General features: G+C 70.7%; 14 protein-coding genes. 3 read left to right on the top strand and 11 right to left on the bottom strand.

Going from position 1 to position 16,007, the window contains the following annotated elements:
• Positions 1–382 precede the first annotated feature (382 nt).
• The 5 genes from KGQ19_RS40990 to KGQ19_RS40970 all read right to left on the bottom strand — a co-directional run bounded on the left by KGQ19_RS40990 (position 383) and on the right by KGQ19_RS40970 (position 4,747).
• Positions 383–901 (bottom strand): O-acetyl-ADP-ribose deacetylase, encoded by a 519-nt coding sequence (locus tag KGQ19_RS40990; RefSeq protein WP_212019603.1) that lies wholly within the window; start codon positions 899–901, stop codon positions 383–385.
• A gap of 222 nt (positions 902–1,123) precedes the next feature.
• The gene (locus KGQ19_RS40985) at positions 1,124–1,681 is read right to left on the bottom strand and encodes a DUF4262 domain-containing protein (RefSeq protein ID WP_212019601.1); all 558 of its coding nucleotides are present in this window, start codon (positions 1,679–1,681) and stop codon (positions 1,124–1,126) included.
• Between the two features lie 20 nt (positions 1,682–1,701).
• Positions 1,702–2,364, bottom strand: a complete 663-nt coding sequence (locus tag KGQ19_RS40980) for an acyl-CoA-like ligand-binding transcription factor (RefSeq protein WP_307856668.1) — start codon at positions 2,362–2,364, stop codon at positions 1,702–1,704.
• Positions 2,339–3,913: a DHA2 family efflux MFS transporter permease subunit gene (locus tag KGQ19_RS40975; protein ID WP_212019600.1), complete on the bottom strand. Its 1,575-nt coding sequence runs from the start codon at positions 3,911–3,913 to the stop codon at positions 2,339–2,341. Before KGQ19_RS40975 ends, KGQ19_RS40980 begins: the two co-directional genes overlap by 26 nt.
• Before the next feature lie 114 nt (positions 3,914–4,027).
• A complete protein-coding gene (locus KGQ19_RS40970) occupies positions 4,028–4,747 on the bottom strand; it encodes a nitroreductase family protein (RefSeq protein ID WP_212019598.1) in 720 nt (239 codons plus the stop codon).
• An 84-nt stretch (positions 4,748–4,831) separates the two neighbouring features.
• Between KGQ19_RS40970 and KGQ19_RS40965 the strand changes: the two genes are divergently transcribed.
• Positions 4,832–5,269 carry an acyl-CoA thioesterase gene (locus KGQ19_RS40965; protein ID WP_212019596.1) on the top strand — a complete coding sequence of 146 codons (438 nt, stop codon included), beginning with the start codon at positions 4,832–4,834 and terminating at the stop codon, positions 5,267–5,269.
• Between the two features lie 31 nt (positions 5,270–5,300).
• On the opposite strand, the gene KGQ19_RS40960 is transcribed toward KGQ19_RS40965, so the two are convergent.
• The 6 genes from KGQ19_RS40960 to tkt all read right to left on the bottom strand — a co-directional run bounded on the left by KGQ19_RS40960 (position 5,301) and on the right by tkt (position 13,400).
• Entirely contained in the window at positions 5,301–6,431 is a 1,131-nt protein-coding gene (locus KGQ19_RS40960) for an ABC transporter substrate-binding protein (protein WP_212019594.1), read from the bottom strand.
• A gap of 156 nt (positions 6,432–6,587) precedes the next feature.
• Positions 6,588–7,376, bottom strand: a complete 789-nt coding sequence (pgl, locus tag KGQ19_RS40955) for a 6-phosphogluconolactonase (protein WP_212019592.1) — start codon at positions 7,374–7,376, stop codon at positions 6,588–6,590.
• Positions 7,373–8,524, bottom strand: a complete 1,152-nt coding sequence (locus KGQ19_RS40950; protein WP_212019590.1) for a glucose-6-phosphate dehydrogenase assembly protein OpcA — start codon at positions 8,522–8,524, stop codon at positions 7,373–7,375. The genes pgl and KGQ19_RS40950 overlap by 4 nt, the downstream gene beginning before the upstream one ends.
• On the bottom strand, positions 8,521–10,053 hold the full coding sequence (gene zwf, locus KGQ19_RS40945) for a glucose-6-phosphate dehydrogenase (RefSeq protein WP_230422380.1): 1,533 nt from the start codon (positions 10,051–10,053) through the stop codon (positions 8,521–8,523). The genes KGQ19_RS40950 and zwf overlap by 4 nt, the downstream gene beginning before the upstream one ends.
• Before the next feature lie 92 nt (positions 10,054–10,145).
• Positions 10,146–11,246: a transaldolase gene (gene tal, locus KGQ19_RS40940; protein ID WP_212019586.1), complete on the bottom strand. Its 1,101-nt coding sequence runs from the start codon at positions 11,244–11,246 to the stop codon at positions 10,146–10,148.
• Between the two features lie 27 nt (positions 11,247–11,273).
• Positions 11,274–13,400: a transketolase gene (gene tkt / locus KGQ19_RS40935; RefSeq protein WP_212019584.1), complete on the bottom strand. Its 2,127-nt coding sequence runs from the start codon at positions 13,398–13,400 to the stop codon at positions 11,274–11,276.
• A 368-nt stretch (positions 13,401–13,768) separates the two neighbouring features.
• On the opposite strand from tkt, the gene KGQ19_RS40930 reads away from it, so the two are divergent.
• Both KGQ19_RS40930 and manA read left to right on the top strand, forming a co-directional pair.
• On the top strand, positions 13,769–14,755 hold the full coding sequence (locus tag KGQ19_RS40930; protein ID WP_212019582.1) for a heme o synthase: 987 nt from the start codon (positions 13,769–13,771) through the stop codon (positions 14,753–14,755).
• Positions 14,756–14,781: 26 nt separating this feature from the next.
• On the top strand, positions 14,782–16,007 hold a 1,226-nt coding region (gene manA / locus KGQ19_RS40925; protein WP_212019580.1), incomplete at its 3' end, for a mannose-6-phosphate isomerase, class I.

Raw genomic sequence — 16,007 nt, 5'->3', positions numbered from 1 at the left:
ATCGGGTGTGTGGCGGCGCTGGCCGCTGTCGGGTTGCTCGCCACCTACCGGGTGACCGGCGTGTTCAACATCGCCTTCGGATCCAACGCGGTGTTCTGCGCCTATGTCATGTGGCAGTGCGTGCGGGCGTGGTGACTGTGCCGGTCACGATCAGGTGGTGGGTGTCGACGGCGCGGAAGTTGAGCCATATGGCTGCGAGGGTGGTGGCCTTGACGCGGTGGTTGAAGTGGTCGCCGGGCGTGATCGGGTAGCAGAGTCCGATTTGGTCGGCGTCAATATATGCGCCGGTGATGCCAGTCGCGCTGAGGAGGGAAGAGCCCTCAGCCGAGTGTGGTTTTCCCGACGCCTGAGGGGCCGTAGAGCCACAGGAATGGTGTCGCGTTCACTGCTGCGCTGCGTCTTCGAAGGCCTGGTAGGCGGCCTCGTTGAAGAGCACGAAGCGGACCTCCTCGACGTCGGTGGTCGCTGCGCGGAGGGCTGCGACGGCGATGCGTGCGGCGTTGTCGAGCGGCCAGCCGAAGATGCCGGTGGAGATGGCTGGGAAGGCGACTGTTTTGGCGCCGAGGCTGTCCGCGATGGCGAGGGAGTTGGTGTGGCAGGCGGTCAGGAGTTCGGAGCGGTCCTCGGTGCTGCTGTAGACCGGGCCGATGGTGTGGATGACCCAGCGTGCGGGGAGGCGGCCGGCGGTGGTGGCCACGGCTTGGCCGGTGGCGAGGCCGCGGCCGTAGTGGGAGGCGCGGAGGGCGCGGCAGGCTTCGAGGATTTCGGGGCCGCCGGCGCGGTGGATGGCGCCGTCGACTCCGCCGCCGCCGAGGAGGGAGGAGTTGGCCGCGTTCACGATCGCGTCGGCGCTCTGCTTGGTGATGTCGCCGCGGGCCAGGGTGAGGTGGGGCACGGACATGGCGCGATGCTGTCAATGGTGGGCGGAGAGCCGCAACCGGAAAACGGTAAAGCGAGCAGTGAACGGTAGAACTGGCGCGGGCACAGCGAGCAGAGCGCGCGGCAGCAGGACGCGCACAGGCAAAGCGGCGAAGCAGCAGCGCGCATATGGACGAAGCAGCAGTGCAAGCGCAGGCGAAGCGAGTAGAGCGAGAAGGTGAGTAGAGCGAGAACAGCGAGCCCGCTACAAGCTCAGCGAAGAAGTCACCCACATGCCCGCGGGATGCTCCTCCCGAGCCAGCCACAGGAAGGGCTGCTGGTCTCGCTTCTCCGGGTCGGCGCCTTCCTCCCAGGGGAAGCGGCCTGCGCGGTCTGGCCAGACTGCCTGGAGCATGGGCCATGGCGGGGTCTGGAAGTAGTCCAGGCCGGCGCCGAACATGGCGGGGTACCAGCTGGGGTGTACGGGGCGGGTGGCTAGTTCGTAGCCTTCGATGACGCCTTGGCGGCGCTTCTCCGGACCTAGGCCGCGGCCGTCTTGGACTTGGCGTGCGATCTTGGCTACCAGGGCCATGGCGTTTTCGGCCGGGAGGCCGGTGATGCAGATGTCGAAGCCGCCGTTGCTGTGCCACATGCCGATGGAGTAGGCCCAGTCGGGGGTCTCGTGGCTGGTTACGCCCATGGTGTGCCAGCCGTGGGTGCGTACGTTGTTCGCGATCTCGCGGTCGCGGGGGTCCCATTGGGCCTCGTTGAGGGCCGGGGGCTGGCACAGGAGGCAGTGGCAGGGGGTCGGTTCTATATCCACGCGCTGAAGGCTACCGGGTGTCAGGCTTCTTGCGGGTCGGCGGGCGCCAGGTCGCCGGGGCCGTTTATGAGGCACTGGAGGGCGCGGTCCAGGAGGAGGAAGAGGTTGCGGCTTCGGTCGGCGATCCAGAGTTCCTGGGCGGCCAGGAGGGCGCCGATGACGGTGCCGGCCAGGACCTTGACCTCCAGCTCGTCCGGTGCGCGGTTCAGGCGCTCGGCGAACAGGGTGGCGAGCGTGTTGGCGGTGACGAGCATGTGGTCCATGGCGCGGGCGCGGACTTCGGGGATGGTGTAGCCGAGGTAGGCGCGTTCGAGGGCTTCCTCCTGGTCCTCGTGCGGGATCTGGGCCATGGCTTGGAACACGGCCGCGCGGAATGCCTCCAGGGTCGGCAGGTTGCGGGGCTGGGCGCGGAAGGCGGCGGCTAGGAGTGGGTCGTAGTCGTCTTGGAGGATCAGGTCTTCTTTGGTCGGGAAGTAGCGGTAGAGCGTGCTGGGGGACACGTCGGCCGCGGCGGCGATCTGCTCCATCGTGGTGGCCGAGTAGCCCGACTCGCGGAACAGGCGCATCGCCTGGTGCTGGATCGCGGCACGGGTCTGCGCCTTCTTGCGTTCCCGCAGGCCCACCGGTGCTGGGGCGGTGGGCGCGGCGGGCGGCGGGTCAGTCGGCGGCATTGAGGAGATCACCAGTTGATTCTGCTGCCTCGGCCCGCGAGGTGGAGACTCGGGCCCGGCGGGGCAGTTGGGTGGCGGCCAGGACGCCGACGACGGCGAAGGCGGTGCTGACCCACATCGTCATGCTCGTGGCGTGGACCAGTGAGGACCGGACCGATTCCAGGAGTGCGGGGGAGTGCAGCTTGGCCGCGACCGCGACGCCGGAGCCGGCGCTGCGGGTGGCCGCGTCGGCGAGCGGGGCCGGCAGGTGGGCTGTGGCCGGGGCCAGGTGGCTGCGGTACTGGCTGTTCAGGACGGTGCCCAGGACCGCCACCGCGACCGTGCCGCCGATCTGGCGGATGGTCATCAGCAGGCCGGAGCCGACGCCGGCGCGCTCGGGGGTGAGTTCGTCCAGGGCGGCGGTCATGGCGATCGGCATCGCCAGGCCGACGCCCACGCCGCCCATGGTGAGCCAGAACGCGATGTAGCCGTAGCCGTCGTGCACGCCGGTGGTGGTGCCGATCGCCAGCGCGACGGTCAGCAGGACGAATCCGGCGCCGATCAGCGGGCCGGGGCCGACCTTCTTCAGGAACGGCTGGCCGATCCGGACGCCGGCCATCAGACCGGCGATCATCGGCAGCAGCCGCAGGCCGGTGCCGAACGCGTCAGCGCCCTCGACCGCCTGGTAGAACTGCGGCAGCGTGAACATCAGGCCGAACAGCGCGAAGCTGACGATCGTGGACAGGATCGTGCCCCAGGTGAACGCTCGGGCCCGGAACAGCTCCAGGTCGATGAGGGTCTGCTGGGGCCGGCGCTGCAACTGCACGAACCCGGCCAGCACCACCAGTCCGCCGATCATCGGGACCAGCGCCCGCGCCGAGCCCCAGCCGGCGTCACCGGCCTTGATCAGGCCGTAGGTGATCGCGGCCAGCCCGATCGCCGAGGCCGCCAGGCCCGGGAGGTCGATGCGCGGCTTGGTCTCCGCGCTGGACTCCGGGACCAGCCACATCACCGCGAGCAGGGCGATCACCACGACCGGCAGGTTGATCAGGAACACCGAACCCCACCAGTAGTGGTCCAGCAGCCAGCCGCCCAGGATCGGGCCGAGCGGGATGCCGAGCATGTTGGCGGTGGCCCAGATGCCCATGGCGCGCGGCCGCTCCTCGGGGGTGAACAGCACCGTCAGCACGCTCATGCTCAGCGGGATCAGCAGGGCCGCGCCCACGCCGAGCACCGCGCGCCAGACGATGAGCTCGCCGGAGGAGGTGGCGAAGGCGCAGAAGCCGGAGGCCACGCCGAACGCGGTCAGCGCGATCACCAGCATCCGCTTGCGGCCGAAGCGGTCGCCGAGCAGCCCGCCGGGCAGCAGGGCGATCGCCATGGCCAGGTTGTAGGAGTTCGCGAACCACTGGAGCTGGCTGGTCGAGGCCTTGAGCGAGGTGCTGAGCGTGGGCAGCGCCACGTTCAGCACGGTCAGGTCCAGGCCCACGACCAGCAGGCTCAGTGCCAGGCCGCCGAGCGCCCACCACTTGCGGCCGTCCGCCGTCGCCGGTGCCGTCACCCCCGGTGCCGACTCGATCATGATAGCCCCCCTTCTATTGAAAGTAACTTCTAAGTGGAAGCTACTCTCATAATTTTGCGGGGGCAACGGAACCGGGGCGGTCAACGGGGGATCAGCGGCAGGTCGTTCGCCGGATCACTCCCGGAAGAACTCCAAAGCCGAGTTCAGCGGCTTGCGGGCGAGGTCGGGGACCTCGCAGTCGGCGGCCGGATAGCCGATCGGGAACAGGATGTAGGGGCGTTCGGTCGAGGGGCGATGCAGGATCTCGGTGAGGAAGGCCATCGGGTTGGGCGTGTGGGTCAGCGTGGCCAGGCCCATGGAGTGCAGGGCGGCGATGAACAGGCCGCAGGCGATGCCGACGCTCTCGTTGACGTAGTAGTTCTTGCGCAGCCGGCCGTCGGGCATCGGCGTGCTCTTCTCGGCGAAGGCGACGACGATCCACGGGACGGTGTCGAGGTAGGACTTGTCGGAGTCGGTCTCCAGCGGCCCGAGTGCCTCCCGCCAGGCCTCCGGGAGCCGGCCGCCCTCGTAGTTGATGTGTTCTTCGTGTTCGGCGGCTTCTCGGATCTTGTGCCGGAGCGCCGGATCGCCGACGGCGACGAACTTCCACGGCTGCTGGTGCGCGCCGGACGGCGCCGTGTTGGCGGCGGCCACGGCCAGCTCGATCATCTCGGGCGGGACCGGATCGGGGGAGAAGAAGCGGACGCTGCGCCGGGCTTCCAGATGCTGATGGAACTCGGTGCCGCGACGGATGGCCTCGGCCTGGTCGAGGCGTTCGGGGTGGAACGGCAGGAACGGATGCGTGTGGCTCCGCGTGCCGACGGGGGTGGCAGGGCCCTGGTCGAAGGCTGTCATGACGTTCAGAGTAGGCGCGGGTGTGGTTGGAATCACGCGGTCTGGGCGGGGGTGGGCGGCGGCCGGTGAGGTACAGCTGATGGGGTGACTGATGTTGAGACCGGTGTTGAGGCCGGCGGGGTCGAGCCGCCGCTGCACGTGTTCCGTACCCGGGTCTGGTTCGACGAGCTCGACAAGGTGGGCGTGCTGCACAACGCGCGGTACGCGGTGCACGCCGAGCGGGCCCTGAGCACCTGGTACGAGAGCCGTCCGGAGCTGATCGACGGACCGGACATGCGGCATCTGGTGAAGGCGTACGAGATCGAGTTCCGGGTGCCGGTCGACGGGGTCGGCGAGCTGGACGTGGAGCTGCGGCTGGCCAAGCTCGGGACGACGAGCTGCGTGTACGAGTTCCGGTTCGTCGGGGACGGCGGCGTGGTGCACGCGGTCGGGCGGCGGACGATCGTGCGGACCGGGCCGGATCGGCGGCCGGTGCCGTGGTCGGACGGGTTCCGGCGGATCCACGAGCGCGGGGTCGAATAGGCGCGGGCGGAGTAGCGGAGTAGGCGCGGCCTCAGCCGGAGAAGAGCACGCGGAAGCGATCGGGTGCCGCCGGATCGCGGTCGGCGACCTGGATCGGTGGCCACGCCCACTGCCAGACGCTGATGCCTGGCACTCGGGAGAACTGGATTCGTCCGCGGGTGCCTTCGACGGAGATGTGCGGCCAGGCTTCGGCGATGCCGGGGTTGGGGCCGGGGCCCGTATCAGGGCCGGTGCCAGCGCTGAGGCTGGGGCCGGCGCTGCGGCCGGTGCCATGGAAGCGCAGGGCTTCAGCGAGGACGGCGATGGTGTCGTAGCCCTCGAAGGCGACGAAGGACGGTGCGGCTCCCAGGCGCTCGCGCAGCGCCGCCTCGACTCGCGTGCCGAGCGGGGTGAGGCGTTCGGGGAGGTAGCGCAGGAACGGGATCGCGGTGCCGTCGCTGCCGAGCAGCGACTGCCACTCGGCGAACTCGGGCTGACCGGCGGGAGCGCCGATGAGGACGTCGGCGAGGCGGGGGTCGGCGCGGACCGCCTGCACGATCGGAACGGCGGGGTCCGGGATGCCGACCAGGAGCAGCAGGGCGGTCGCGCGGTGGTCGGCGAGGGCGTCGCAGACTGCTGCGGCATCGAGTGTGCTCATGTCGAGTTCGATGAGGGTGCCGCCGCGGGCGGCCAGGTGCTCCCGCAGGATGCGGGTGCCGGAGGCCCAGTAGACGGTGGGCTGCGTGGCGACGGCGATGCGGGTGTGGCCTGCCTTGAGGAGGAAGTCCGCGTAGACGCGCCAGCCGCGGGACTGGGCCGGGGCGATGCGGGCGACCCAGTCGGTCGGCTGCTCGGTGAGTGCGTCGAGGACCGCTGAGGAGCACAGGAACGGCAGGGCGAGGGCGTCGGCGCGGGCGGCGGCGGAGCGGGCCACGACGCTGTGGTACTCGCCGACGAAGGCGGCCACGCCCAGGCCGGCCAGCTCGTCGACGGCCGCCGCGGCTTGGGCCGGGTCGGCGGCGGTGTCGCGGACCAGCAGCTCCAGCGGTCGGCCGTCGATCAGGCCGACCTCGCCGGCCGCGAGCTCCAGACCGGCGAGCAGGTGGCGGCCGGCCTCGACCCAGCCTGGCTTGCTCAGGGGAGCGAGCGCACCGATGCGGATGGGCGGGGGCGGCGTATTCATAGGCTGATCGTATGCGGCCGGCCGCTGCTGCGAGAGAGAAAGAAGACCGCCGCTGATCCGAACGCCATTGGCGAATACAGATCAGCGGCGGCACTCAGTGTTCTTACCAGCTCCGACCAGCTCAGCCGTGACCGGCTCGGCGCTGGCCAGCTCAGCTCAGCTCAGCGAGTAAGGCGCCAGCTCCGAAGGCAGCTCCGAAGCCGAGGCCCGGTCCAGCAGGAACAGGCTGCGCCCGCGCCCACGCGCCCCGGCGGCCGGGATCTGCACCGGTCCGGCGCCGGACAGCGCCAGGTGCGTGACCTTCGCCTTCTCCGTGCCGGCCGCGACCACCCAGACCTCGGCGGCCGACTGGATCGCGGGCAGGGTCAGCGAGACCCGCAGCGGCGGGGGCTTCGGCGAGTTGTGGACTCCGACCACGCTGCGCTTCTCCTCGTACAGGGCCGGGTGGCCCGGGAAGAGGGAGGCGATGTGGCCGTCCGGGCCCATGCCGAGCAGCAGCACGTCGAAGGCCGGGACGTCCGCGCCCTCGCGGGCGAAGTCGGCCAGCGTGGCCGCGTACTGCTCCGCCGACTCCTCGGGCGTGAAGCCCGCGGTGTCGGCGGCCGGCACCGCGTGGATGTTCTCCGCCGGGAGCAGGCCCTCGGCGACCAGACCGTCCAGCAGTGCCTCGCGGGCCTGGGTCTCGTTGCGCTCGGGATCGCCGGTCGGCAGGAACCGCTCGTCGCCCCACCACAGCTGGACCCGGGACCAGTCCACGGCGGCGCGCGCCGGGGAGGCCGCGACCGCCGCCAGGGCCTTGGTCCCGACGGTGCCGCCGGTGAGGACGACGTGCGCGGCGCCACGCAGCGCCTGCACGTCGACCACCCGGGTGATCAGCCGCGCCGCCACCGCCTGAGCCAGGACTTCCGCGTCCCGGTGGACGATGACCACGGGAGTGGCGCTCATGGCGCGCCGTCCGCGGGCTTGGCGGCGGTCTTGTCGCCCGGCTTGTCGCTCGCCTTGTCGTCCGGCTTGTCGTCCGGCTTGTCGCCGGCCTGGCCGAGCGGCTTGTCGATGGCGAGGTTCTGCAGTTCCCGCTCGCGCTCGGCCGACTCCTTGGGCAGTTCGCCCAGCGGGCCCTTGTCGGGCTCGGCGGTCACCGTGATCGTCGACTTCTGCGGAGCGGTGGGCTGCATCTTCTCGATCGCCGCCGCGTCCTGCTCGGTGACGTGCCGCAGCACCTCCTCGTACGTCTCGTCGACGTCGAGCCGGCGCAGCTCCTCGGTGAGCAGGTCGGCCAGCTCGCGGCGCTTGAGCGCGACGTGCCGGTCGGGCTGCTCGGGCATCGACAGCACGGCCAGCATGCCGTCCGGGCGGGTCAGGCTGATCTCGCCCTTGTCGGTGCCCATGTGCACGCCGGTGATGCCCGGCCCGGTGTCGGTGGACAGGGTCACCGGCACGCCCAGGCGCCAGCCCAGCCAGACCGCCAGCAGCGTCGAGGAGGCGTTGTCCACCTCGGCGGTGACCTTGACGCTGCCGACCGTGGCCGGCAGCTGGTCCAGGGCCGCGGCCAGCATGGAGCGCCACGGGGTGCAGCGGGTCCAGGCCAGGTCGGTGTCGCCGGGGGAGTAGCCGCGCAGCCGGTCGGCGACCGGGATCGGCTGGTGGGTGCCGGAGGCGTCGGTGATCCGGCGCATCGCCAGCTTGCCCAGCGCCGAGGCGGCCGGGTCCTCCGGGGACTCGGCCGGCCACCAGGTGACCACCGGGGTGTCCGGCAGCAGCAGCGGCAGCACGACGGCGTCGGCGTGCGCCGCCAGCTCGCCGTTCAGCCGCATCACCACGGCCTCGCCCGGGCCCATCTCGTCGCCCACCCGCACCTCGGCGTCCAGCCCGGAGAAGGGCTGCTCGGGGTGCGGTATGACGACCAGGATGCGCGAGGGGTGCGCGCGCGAGGCCTCGCGCGCGGCCCGCAGGGCGTAGTAGTGGTGCCGCTCGTCGGTCTCGATCACCAGGGTCAGGACCGCGCCGGTGGTGGCCGCCCCGGCCTCCTTGCGGATGTCGATCAGGGCGTTGGCGATCTTCGCCGAAGTGGTGGAATCCAGGTGCTTGATCATGGCCGCCGCCAGCTCCGTCCGTCCTTGGCCAGCATCTCGTCCGCCTTGGCCGGGCCCCAGGTGCCGGAGGTGTACTGCTCCGGCTTGCCGTGCTCGTCCCAGTACTCCTCGATCGGGTCCAGGACTTCCCAGCCCAGCTCGACCTCGGCGACCCGGGGGAACAGCGGCGCGTCACCCAGCAGCACGTCCAGGATCAGCCGCTCGTAGGCCTCCGGGGAGGACTCGGTGAACGCCTCGCCGTAGGCGAAGTCCATGTTCACGTCGCGCACCTCCATCGAGGTGCCCGGGACCTTCGAGCCGAAGCGCACGGTCACGCCCTCGTCCGGCTGCACCCGGATCACCAGGGCGTTCTGCCCCAGCTCCTCGGTCTGCGTCGGGGTGAAGGGCAGGAACGGCGAGCGCTTGAACACCACCGCGATCTCGGTGACGCGCCGGCCCAGGCGCTTGCCGGTGCGCAGGTAGAAGGGGACCCCGGCCCAGCGCCGGGTGTTCACTTCCAGCTTCACCGCGGCGTAGGTGTCGGTGGTGGAGTCCGGCGAGATGCCGTCCTCCTGCAGGTACCCGACCACCTTCTCGCCGCCCTGCCAGCCGCTCGCGTACTGGCCCCGGACCGTGTAGGTGTCCAGGTCGTCCGGGAGCCGGATGGCCGAGAGCACCTTGGTCTTCTCCGCGGCGATGGCGTCGGCGTCGAAGGACACCGGCTCCTCCATCGCGGTCAGCGCCAGCAGCTGGAGCAGGTGGTTCTGGATGACGTCGCGCGCCGCGCCGATGCCGTCGTAGTACCCGGCCCGGCCGCCGATGCCGATGTCCTCGGCCATCGTGATCTGGACGTGGTCCACGTGGTCGCGGCTCCAGATCGGCTCGAACATCTCGTTGGCGAAGCGCAGCGCCAGGATGTTCTGGACCGTCTCCTTGCCCAGGTAGTGGTCGATGCGGAAGACCGACTTCTGGGGGAACACCGAGTCCACGATGGCGTTCAGCTCGCGGGCCGAGGTCAGGTCGTGGCCGAACGGCTTCTCGATGATCACCCGGCGCCAGGAGCCCTCCGGGCCCTGGTCCAGGCCGACCTCGTGCAGCTGTTCGACCACGCCGGGGAAGAACTTCGGCGGGACCGACAGGTAGAACGCGTGGTTGCCGTTGGTGCCGCGCTCGGCGTCCAGCTTGTCGATGGTCTCCTTGAGCTCCAGGAAGGCCTGCTTGTCGCCGAACTCGCCGGAGACGAAGCGGAAGCCCTCGGAGAGCTGGCGCCAGACCTCTTCGCGGTACGGGGTCCGCGCGTGCTCCTTGACCGCCAGGTGGACTTCCTCGGCGAAGTCCTGGTCGGCCCAGTCCCGGCGGGCGAAGCCGACCAGGGCGAAGCCCGGGGGCAGCAGCCCGCGGTTGGCCAGGTCGTAGATCGCCGGCATCAGCTTCTTGCGGGACAGGTCGCCGGTGACGCCGAACATCACCAGGCCGCAGGGCCCGGCGATGCGGGGCAGCCGGCGGTCGGCGGCGTCGCGCAGCGGGTTCGCCGCGCCTTCGGGCGCCAGCTCGTGCGACAGCAGGGTCTTCTCTGCCTGCGAGAGCTGATAGCCCTGGTGGCCCTTGTCCACCGCTGGTTTCGGGTATTTAGGCAAAGGGCTCACCGGAGCTTGTCCAGTTCGCCCTGGACCGCCTCGAGGAGCTCCTTCCAGGAGACCTCGAACTTGTCCACGCCCTCGTCCTCCAGCAGCTGGACGACGTCGTCGTAGGACACGCCGGCGGCGGCCAGGTCGGCCAGCACCTTGTGCGCCTCGGCATAGAAGCCGCGGATCGAGTCCTCGACCGGCTTGCCGTGGTCGGCCTCGGCGTCCAGGGTGGCCTCCGGCATGGTGTTCACCACGCCGCGGGTGATCAGGTCGTCGACGTACATGGTGTCCACATACGCCGGGTCCTTCACGCCGGTGGAGGCCCACAGCGGGCGCTGCGGCTTGGCGCCGGCGGCGGCCAGGGCCTTCCAGCGGTCCGAGGCGAAGACCTCCTCGTAGGCCTCGAAGGCCAGGCGGGCGTTGGCGACGCCGGCCTTGCCGCGCAGATCAGTGTTGCCCAGCTTCTCCAGGCGCTTGTCGATCTCGGTGTCGACCCGGCTCACGAAGAACGACGCGACCGAGGCGATCTTGCCCAGGTCGTGGCCGTTCGCCTTGGCCTGCTCGATCCCGGCCAGGAACGCGTCCATCACCGCGCGGTAGCGCTCCAGCGAGAAGATCAGGGTCACGTTCACGCTGATGCCGGCGGCCAGCACCTCGGTGATGGCCGGCAGGCCCTCGCGGGTGGCCGGGATCTTGATGAACAGGTTCTCCCGGTCCACCAGCCACCACAGCTGCTTGGCCTCGGCCACGGTCGGCGCGGTGGAGTGCGCCAGGCGCGGGTCGACCTCGATCGAGACCCGGCCGTCCTGGCGGTCGGAGGCGTCGTAGGCCGGGCGCAGCACGTCGGCCGCCGCCCGGACGTCGGCGGTGGTGATCATGCGGATCGCCTCGTCGACGGTGACCCCGCGCACCGCGAGGTCCTTCAGCTGCTCGGTGTAGACCTCGGAACCGACGATCGCCTTCTGGAAGATCGTCGGGTTGGTGGTCACCCCGACCACGTTCTTCTCGGCCATGAGGTCGGCCAGGTTGCCGGTCTGCAGACGCTTGCGGGACAGGTCGTCCAGCCAGATCGCGACACCGGCGCCGGACAGCGCGTCCAGGTTCTTGCTCGTCATCTCGTCATCTCCCTCTTCACCTGAAAATCAAGCGCCTGCGGCGGCCAGGGATTCCCGGGCCGCGGCCTCGACGGCTTCCGCCGTGATGCCGAACTCGCGGTACAGCGTCTTGTAGTCGGCCGAGGCACCGAAGTGCTCCAGCGAGACGCTGCGGCCGGCGTCGCCGACGTACTGCTTCCAGCCGGCGCCGACCCCGGCCTCGACCGAGACGCGGGCCTTCACGGCGGCCGGCAGGACCGACTCCTTGTAGGCGGCGTCCTGCTCCTCGAACCACTCCGTGGAGGGCATCGAGACCACACGGGTCGGGATGCCGTCGGCCTGCAGCGCCTCGCGGGCCTGGATCGCCAGCTGCACCTCCGAGCCGGTGCCGATGAGGATCACCTTCGGGGCGCCGCCACTGGCCTCGGCCAGCACGTAGCCGCCCTTGGCGGTGCCCTCGACCGCGTCCAGCGAGGAGTTCAGCGCCTCGTGGTCGTAGGTCGGGATGCCCTGGCGGGTCAGCGCGATGCCGACCGGGCCGTGGTCGTCGCTCCCGGTGTGCTTCTCCATCAGGGCCTTCCAGGCGCCGACGGTCTCGTTGGCGTCGCCCGGGCGGACCATCGTCATGCCCGGGATCAGGCGCAGCGAGGCCACCTGCTCCACCGGCTGGTGGGTCGGGCCGTCCTCGCCCAGGCCGATCGAGTCGTGGGTCCAGACGTAGGTCACGGGCAGCTTCATCAGCGCGGCCAGGCGCACCGTCGCGCGCATGTAGTCGGAGAACACCAGGAAGGTGCCGCCGAACGGCAGGGTGTTGCCGTGGACCGTGATGCCGTTCAGGATCGCGCCCATCGCCGCTTCGCGGATGCCGAAGTGCAGGATGCGGCCGTAGGGGCTGGACTCGCCGAACTCGGTCTCGCCGTAGACCGAGGGCAGGAACGACTTGCCGCCCTTGATCGTGGTCAGGTTCGACTCCGCGAGGTCGGCCGAGCCGCCCCACAGCTCCGGCACCGACTCGGCGATCGCCTGGATGACCGCCTCGGAGGCCTTGCGGGTCGGCACGTCCTTGCCCGGCTCGAAGGTCGGGAGCTTGGCGGCCCAGCCGGCCGGCAGCTCGCGCTTGGTGATCCGGTCGAACTCGGCGGCGCGCTCGGGGTTCTTGGTGCGCCAGGCGGCGAACTCGGCGTCCCAGGCCGCGTGCGCGACGGCGCCGCGCGCGCCGACCTGGCGGGCGTGCGCGAGCACGTCGGCGGCGACGTCGAAGGTTTTCTCCGGGTCCATGCCCATGACCTTCTTGGTGGCCGCGACCTCGGCCTCGCCGAGCGCGGCGCCGTGCGCCTTGCCGGAGTTCTGCAGGTTCGGGGCCGGCCAGCCGATGATGGTGCGCAGCCGGATGATCGAGGGCCGGTCGGTCTCCGCCTCGGCGGCCAGCAGGGCCTGGTGCAGCTCCTGGACGTTCTCGTGGTACTCCCCGCCGGCCAGCCAGTCCACGTGCTGCACGTGCCAGCCGTAGGCCTCGTAGCGGTGCAGCACGTCCTCGCCGAAGGCCACCTTGGTGTCGCCCTCGATCGAGATGTGGTTGTCGTCGTAGACGGCGATCAGGTTGCCCAGCTTCTGGTGCCCGGCGATCGAGGAGGCCTCGCCGGTGATGCCCTCTTCCAGGTCGCCGTCGGAGACGAACACGTAGATCTTGTGGTCGAAGGGCGAGCCGCCGGCCGCCGCGTCCGGGTCGAACAGGCCGCGCTCGTAGCGGGCCGCCATCGCCATGCCGACCGAGTTCGACAGGCCCTGGCCCAGCGGGCCGGTGGTGACCTCGATGCCGGCGGTGTGGCCGTACTCCGGGTGGCCCGGGGTGAGCGAGCCCCACTGCCGGAAGTGCCGCAGGTCGTCGAGCTCAAGACCGAGGCCCGCGTAGTAGAGCTGGATGTACTGGGTCAGCGAGGAGTGGCCGCAGGACAGCACGAAACGGTCCCGGCCGGCCCAGTGCGGGTCGGCCGGGTCGAAGCGAAGGTGCCGCTGGAAGAGCAGGTAGGCCGCGGGAGCCAGGGACATCGCGGTCCCCGGGTGGCCGTTACCAGTGTTCTGGACGGCGTCCATGGCCAGGGCTCGGACGGTGTCCACAGCGCGCTTGTCCAAGTCGGTCCACTCGAACGGGGTTGCGGTGCTTGCGGTGCTCACCGGAAGCGCTCCTTCGCAGTTCACGCGCCGAGGCCCCACGCTCGGGTACAGCTGGTGGGACCTCTGCGCAACATGATTCAGATCTCGTTTCGCCAGCCTACTCGGACCTCAGGGGCCCCGCGTTCCGAGTCAGCAGGTGAGAACGTACGGCCGGGCTAACCCTTAGTGAACGGCCAGTGGTGGGCCAGCGGTGGGTCAGTGGTGGGTCAGTGGTGGGCCAGTGGTGAAGGACTCGGATACCCGCGGTGGGCGGCGAGGCGGCGGCTCGACGCGCGGCGCGGCGGCGACTCAACGCGCGATAAGCCGACCCGCCGCAAGAGCGCCCGGGGGGACGGTTTAAAGTTGCGTGTTGTCCGAATCAGGCATCCATGGAGGACGGGCTTTTGACCACGGTCGAGACTCCCCCGGCCACGGCTCCGTCCCGGACCGTCACTCCCTCTGTGGAGCCGGTCGGCGAAGTCCGCGGTGGGCACACGATGGCGGTCGTCAAGGCGTACGTCGCCCTGACCAAGCCACGAATCATCGAGCTGCTGCTGGTCACCACCATTCCGGTGATGTTCCTGGCGCTGCGCCATGTCCCGGGGCTGTGGCCGGTGATCGCCGTGACCATCGGCGGCTACCTGTCCGCCGGCAGCGCCAACGCGCTGAACTGCTACGTGGACCGCGACATCGACGCCGAGATGCGCCGCACCCGGCGCCGTCCGGTGCCGGCCGCCTCGGTCACCCCGAAGAACGCACTCGTGTTCGGGCTCGTGCTCGGGGTGGTGTCCACCCTGTGGCTCGGGTTCGCGGTGAACTGGCTGTCCTCGGGCCTGGCGCTGCTGGCGAACGCTTTCTACGTGCTCGTCTACACGATGGTGCTCAAGCGGCGCACGCCGCAGAACATCGTCTGGGGCGGCGCGGCCGGCTGCTTCCCGGCGCTGATCGGCTGGACCGCGGCGACGGACCGGCTGGCGTGGGCGCCGGTGGTGCTGTTCATGGTCGTGTTCCTGTGGACGCCGCCGCACTTCTGGGCGCTGGCCATCCGCTACCGCGAGGACTACGCGTTGGCGAACGTGCCGATGCTGCCGGTGGTGGCCCCGGCCCGCGAGGTGACCAAGCAGATCGTCTGGTACTCCTACGCGACCGTGGCCTGCTCACTGCTGCTGTGGCCGATCGGGCACACCGGCCTGGTCTACCCGATCGCCGCGGCCGTGCTGGGCGTGGTGTTCCTGGTCGAGGCGCACCGGCTGGACCTGCGGGCGCGCTCGGGCAAGGAAGGGGTGGCGCTGCTGCCGATGCGGCTGTTCCACTTCTCGAACATGTATCTGGCGCTGCTGTTCGTGGCGGCCGCGGTGAGCCCTCTGGTCCACTGAGGGCCTTGGTCCACTAGCCTTCAAGCGTGTATCGGCTCACCAACACCACCCAGCACTACGCCTGGGGATCGCCCAGCGCCATCAGCGACCTGCTAGGCCGCGAGCCCTCCGGGCAGCCGGAGGCCGAGCTGTGGATGGGCGCGCACCCGAGCGCGCCGTCCCGGATCGACGGAGGCGAGGCGACGCTGCTCGACTTCGTCTCCGCGGATCCGGTGGGGATGCTCGGCCCGCAGGTCGCCGCCCGATTCAAGAACCGGCTGCCGTTCCTGCTCAAGGTGCTGTCGGCGGCCAAGGCGCTGTCCATCCAGACCCACCCCACGCGGGCCCAGGCCGAGGCAGGGTACGCCGCCGAGCAGGAGCGCGGGCTGCCGGCCGGCGACCCGAACCGCAACTACGTGGACGACTGGCCCAAGCCGGAGATCCTGATGGCACTCACCGCCTTCGAGGCGCTGGCCGGGTGCCGCAGCGCCGAGGACGCCGAGCGCGTACTCGCGGCGGTGGTGGCGCTGGGCGCCCAGGCGCTGGAGCCGGTCCGGGCCGAGCTGGCCGACAAGCCGGAGCCGGCCACCGTGGCCGCGGCGATCGGCAGGCTGCTGGAGTGGCCGGCCGAGACCCGCGGGGAGCTGGTGGCGGGCGTCGTCGAGGCCTGCCGGGCCGGGGCTGAGAAGGGCGGCGAGTCCGCCGACGACTCCGCTGGCGACTTGGGCCAGGGCTTGGCTGGTGACTTGGGCCAGGGCTTGGCCGACGACTTCGCGGCCGTGCTGCGGGTCGCCGAGGACTTCCCCGGCGACATCGGCCTGGTGGCCATGCTGCTGATGAAGCGGGTCGTGCTGGAGCCGGGCGAGGCGATCTTCCTGGAGGCCGGCGGACTGCACGCCTACCTGCGCGGCACCGGCGTCGAGCTGCTGGCCAACTCCGACAACGTGCTGCGCGCGGGCCTGACACCCAAGCACATCGACGTCGCCGAGCTGCTGCGCATCATGGACGCCTCGGTCCCGGTGCCGGTACGGCACGGCACGGCGATCGGCGTGGGTGTCACGGAGTTCGACACCCCGGCTCCGGAGTTCCGCCTCTACCACGCCACCCTCGACACCAAGACCACGCTGCGCGCGGAACTGCCCGGCACCGGGCCGCGGATCGTGCTGGCGCTGTCCGGCGAGGTCGAGCTGCGCGGGACGCGGGGCGCGCTGACGCTGACGCAGGGGGAGTCGTGCTTTGTGCCGGCGCGGGAGGGGCGGGTTGAGGTTTCGGG

Source organism: Catenulispora pinistramenti (genome assembly GCF_018274385.1).
Taxonomy (GTDB): domain Bacteria; phylum Actinomycetota; class Actinomycetes; order Streptomycetales; family Catenulisporaceae; genus Catenulispora; species Catenulispora pinistramenti.
Note: the sequence above shows the minus strand (reverse complement) of the source record. Positions and strands in the feature narration are given on the sequence as shown.

Excerpts from the sequence above, each read along its gene's own strand:
- KGQ19_RS40990 (WP_212019603.1), bottom strand. The coding sequence starts at position 901 with ATGTCCGTGCCCCACCTCACCCTGGCCCGCGGCGACATCACCAAGCAG.
- KGQ19_RS40975 (WP_212019600.1), bottom strand. The coding sequence starts at position 3,913 with ATGATCGAGTCGGCACCGGGGGTGACGGCACCGGCGACGGCGGACGGC.
- KGQ19_RS40970 (WP_212019598.1), bottom strand. The coding sequence starts at position 4,747 with ATGACAGCCTTCGACCAGGGCCCTGCCACCCCCGTCGGCACGCGGAGC.
- KGQ19_RS40960 (WP_212019594.1), bottom strand. The coding sequence starts at position 6,431 with ATGAATACGCCGCCCCCGCCCATCCGCATCGGTGCGCTCGCTCCCCTG.
- pgl (WP_212019592.1), bottom strand. The coding sequence starts at position 7,376 with ATGAGCGCCACTCCCGTGGTCATCGTCCACCGGGACGCGGAAGTCCTG.
- KGQ19_RS40950 (WP_212019590.1), bottom strand. The coding sequence starts at position 8,524 with ATGATCAAGCACCTGGATTCCACCACTTCGGCGAAGATCGCCAACGCC.
- tal (WP_212019586.1), bottom strand. The coding sequence starts at position 11,246 with ATGACGAGCAAGAACCTGGACGCGCTGTCCGGCGCCGGTGTCGCGATC.
- KGQ19_RS40930 (WP_212019582.1), top strand. The coding sequence starts at position 13,769 with ATGGAGGACGGGCTTTTGACCACGGTCGAGACTCCCCCGGCCACGGCT.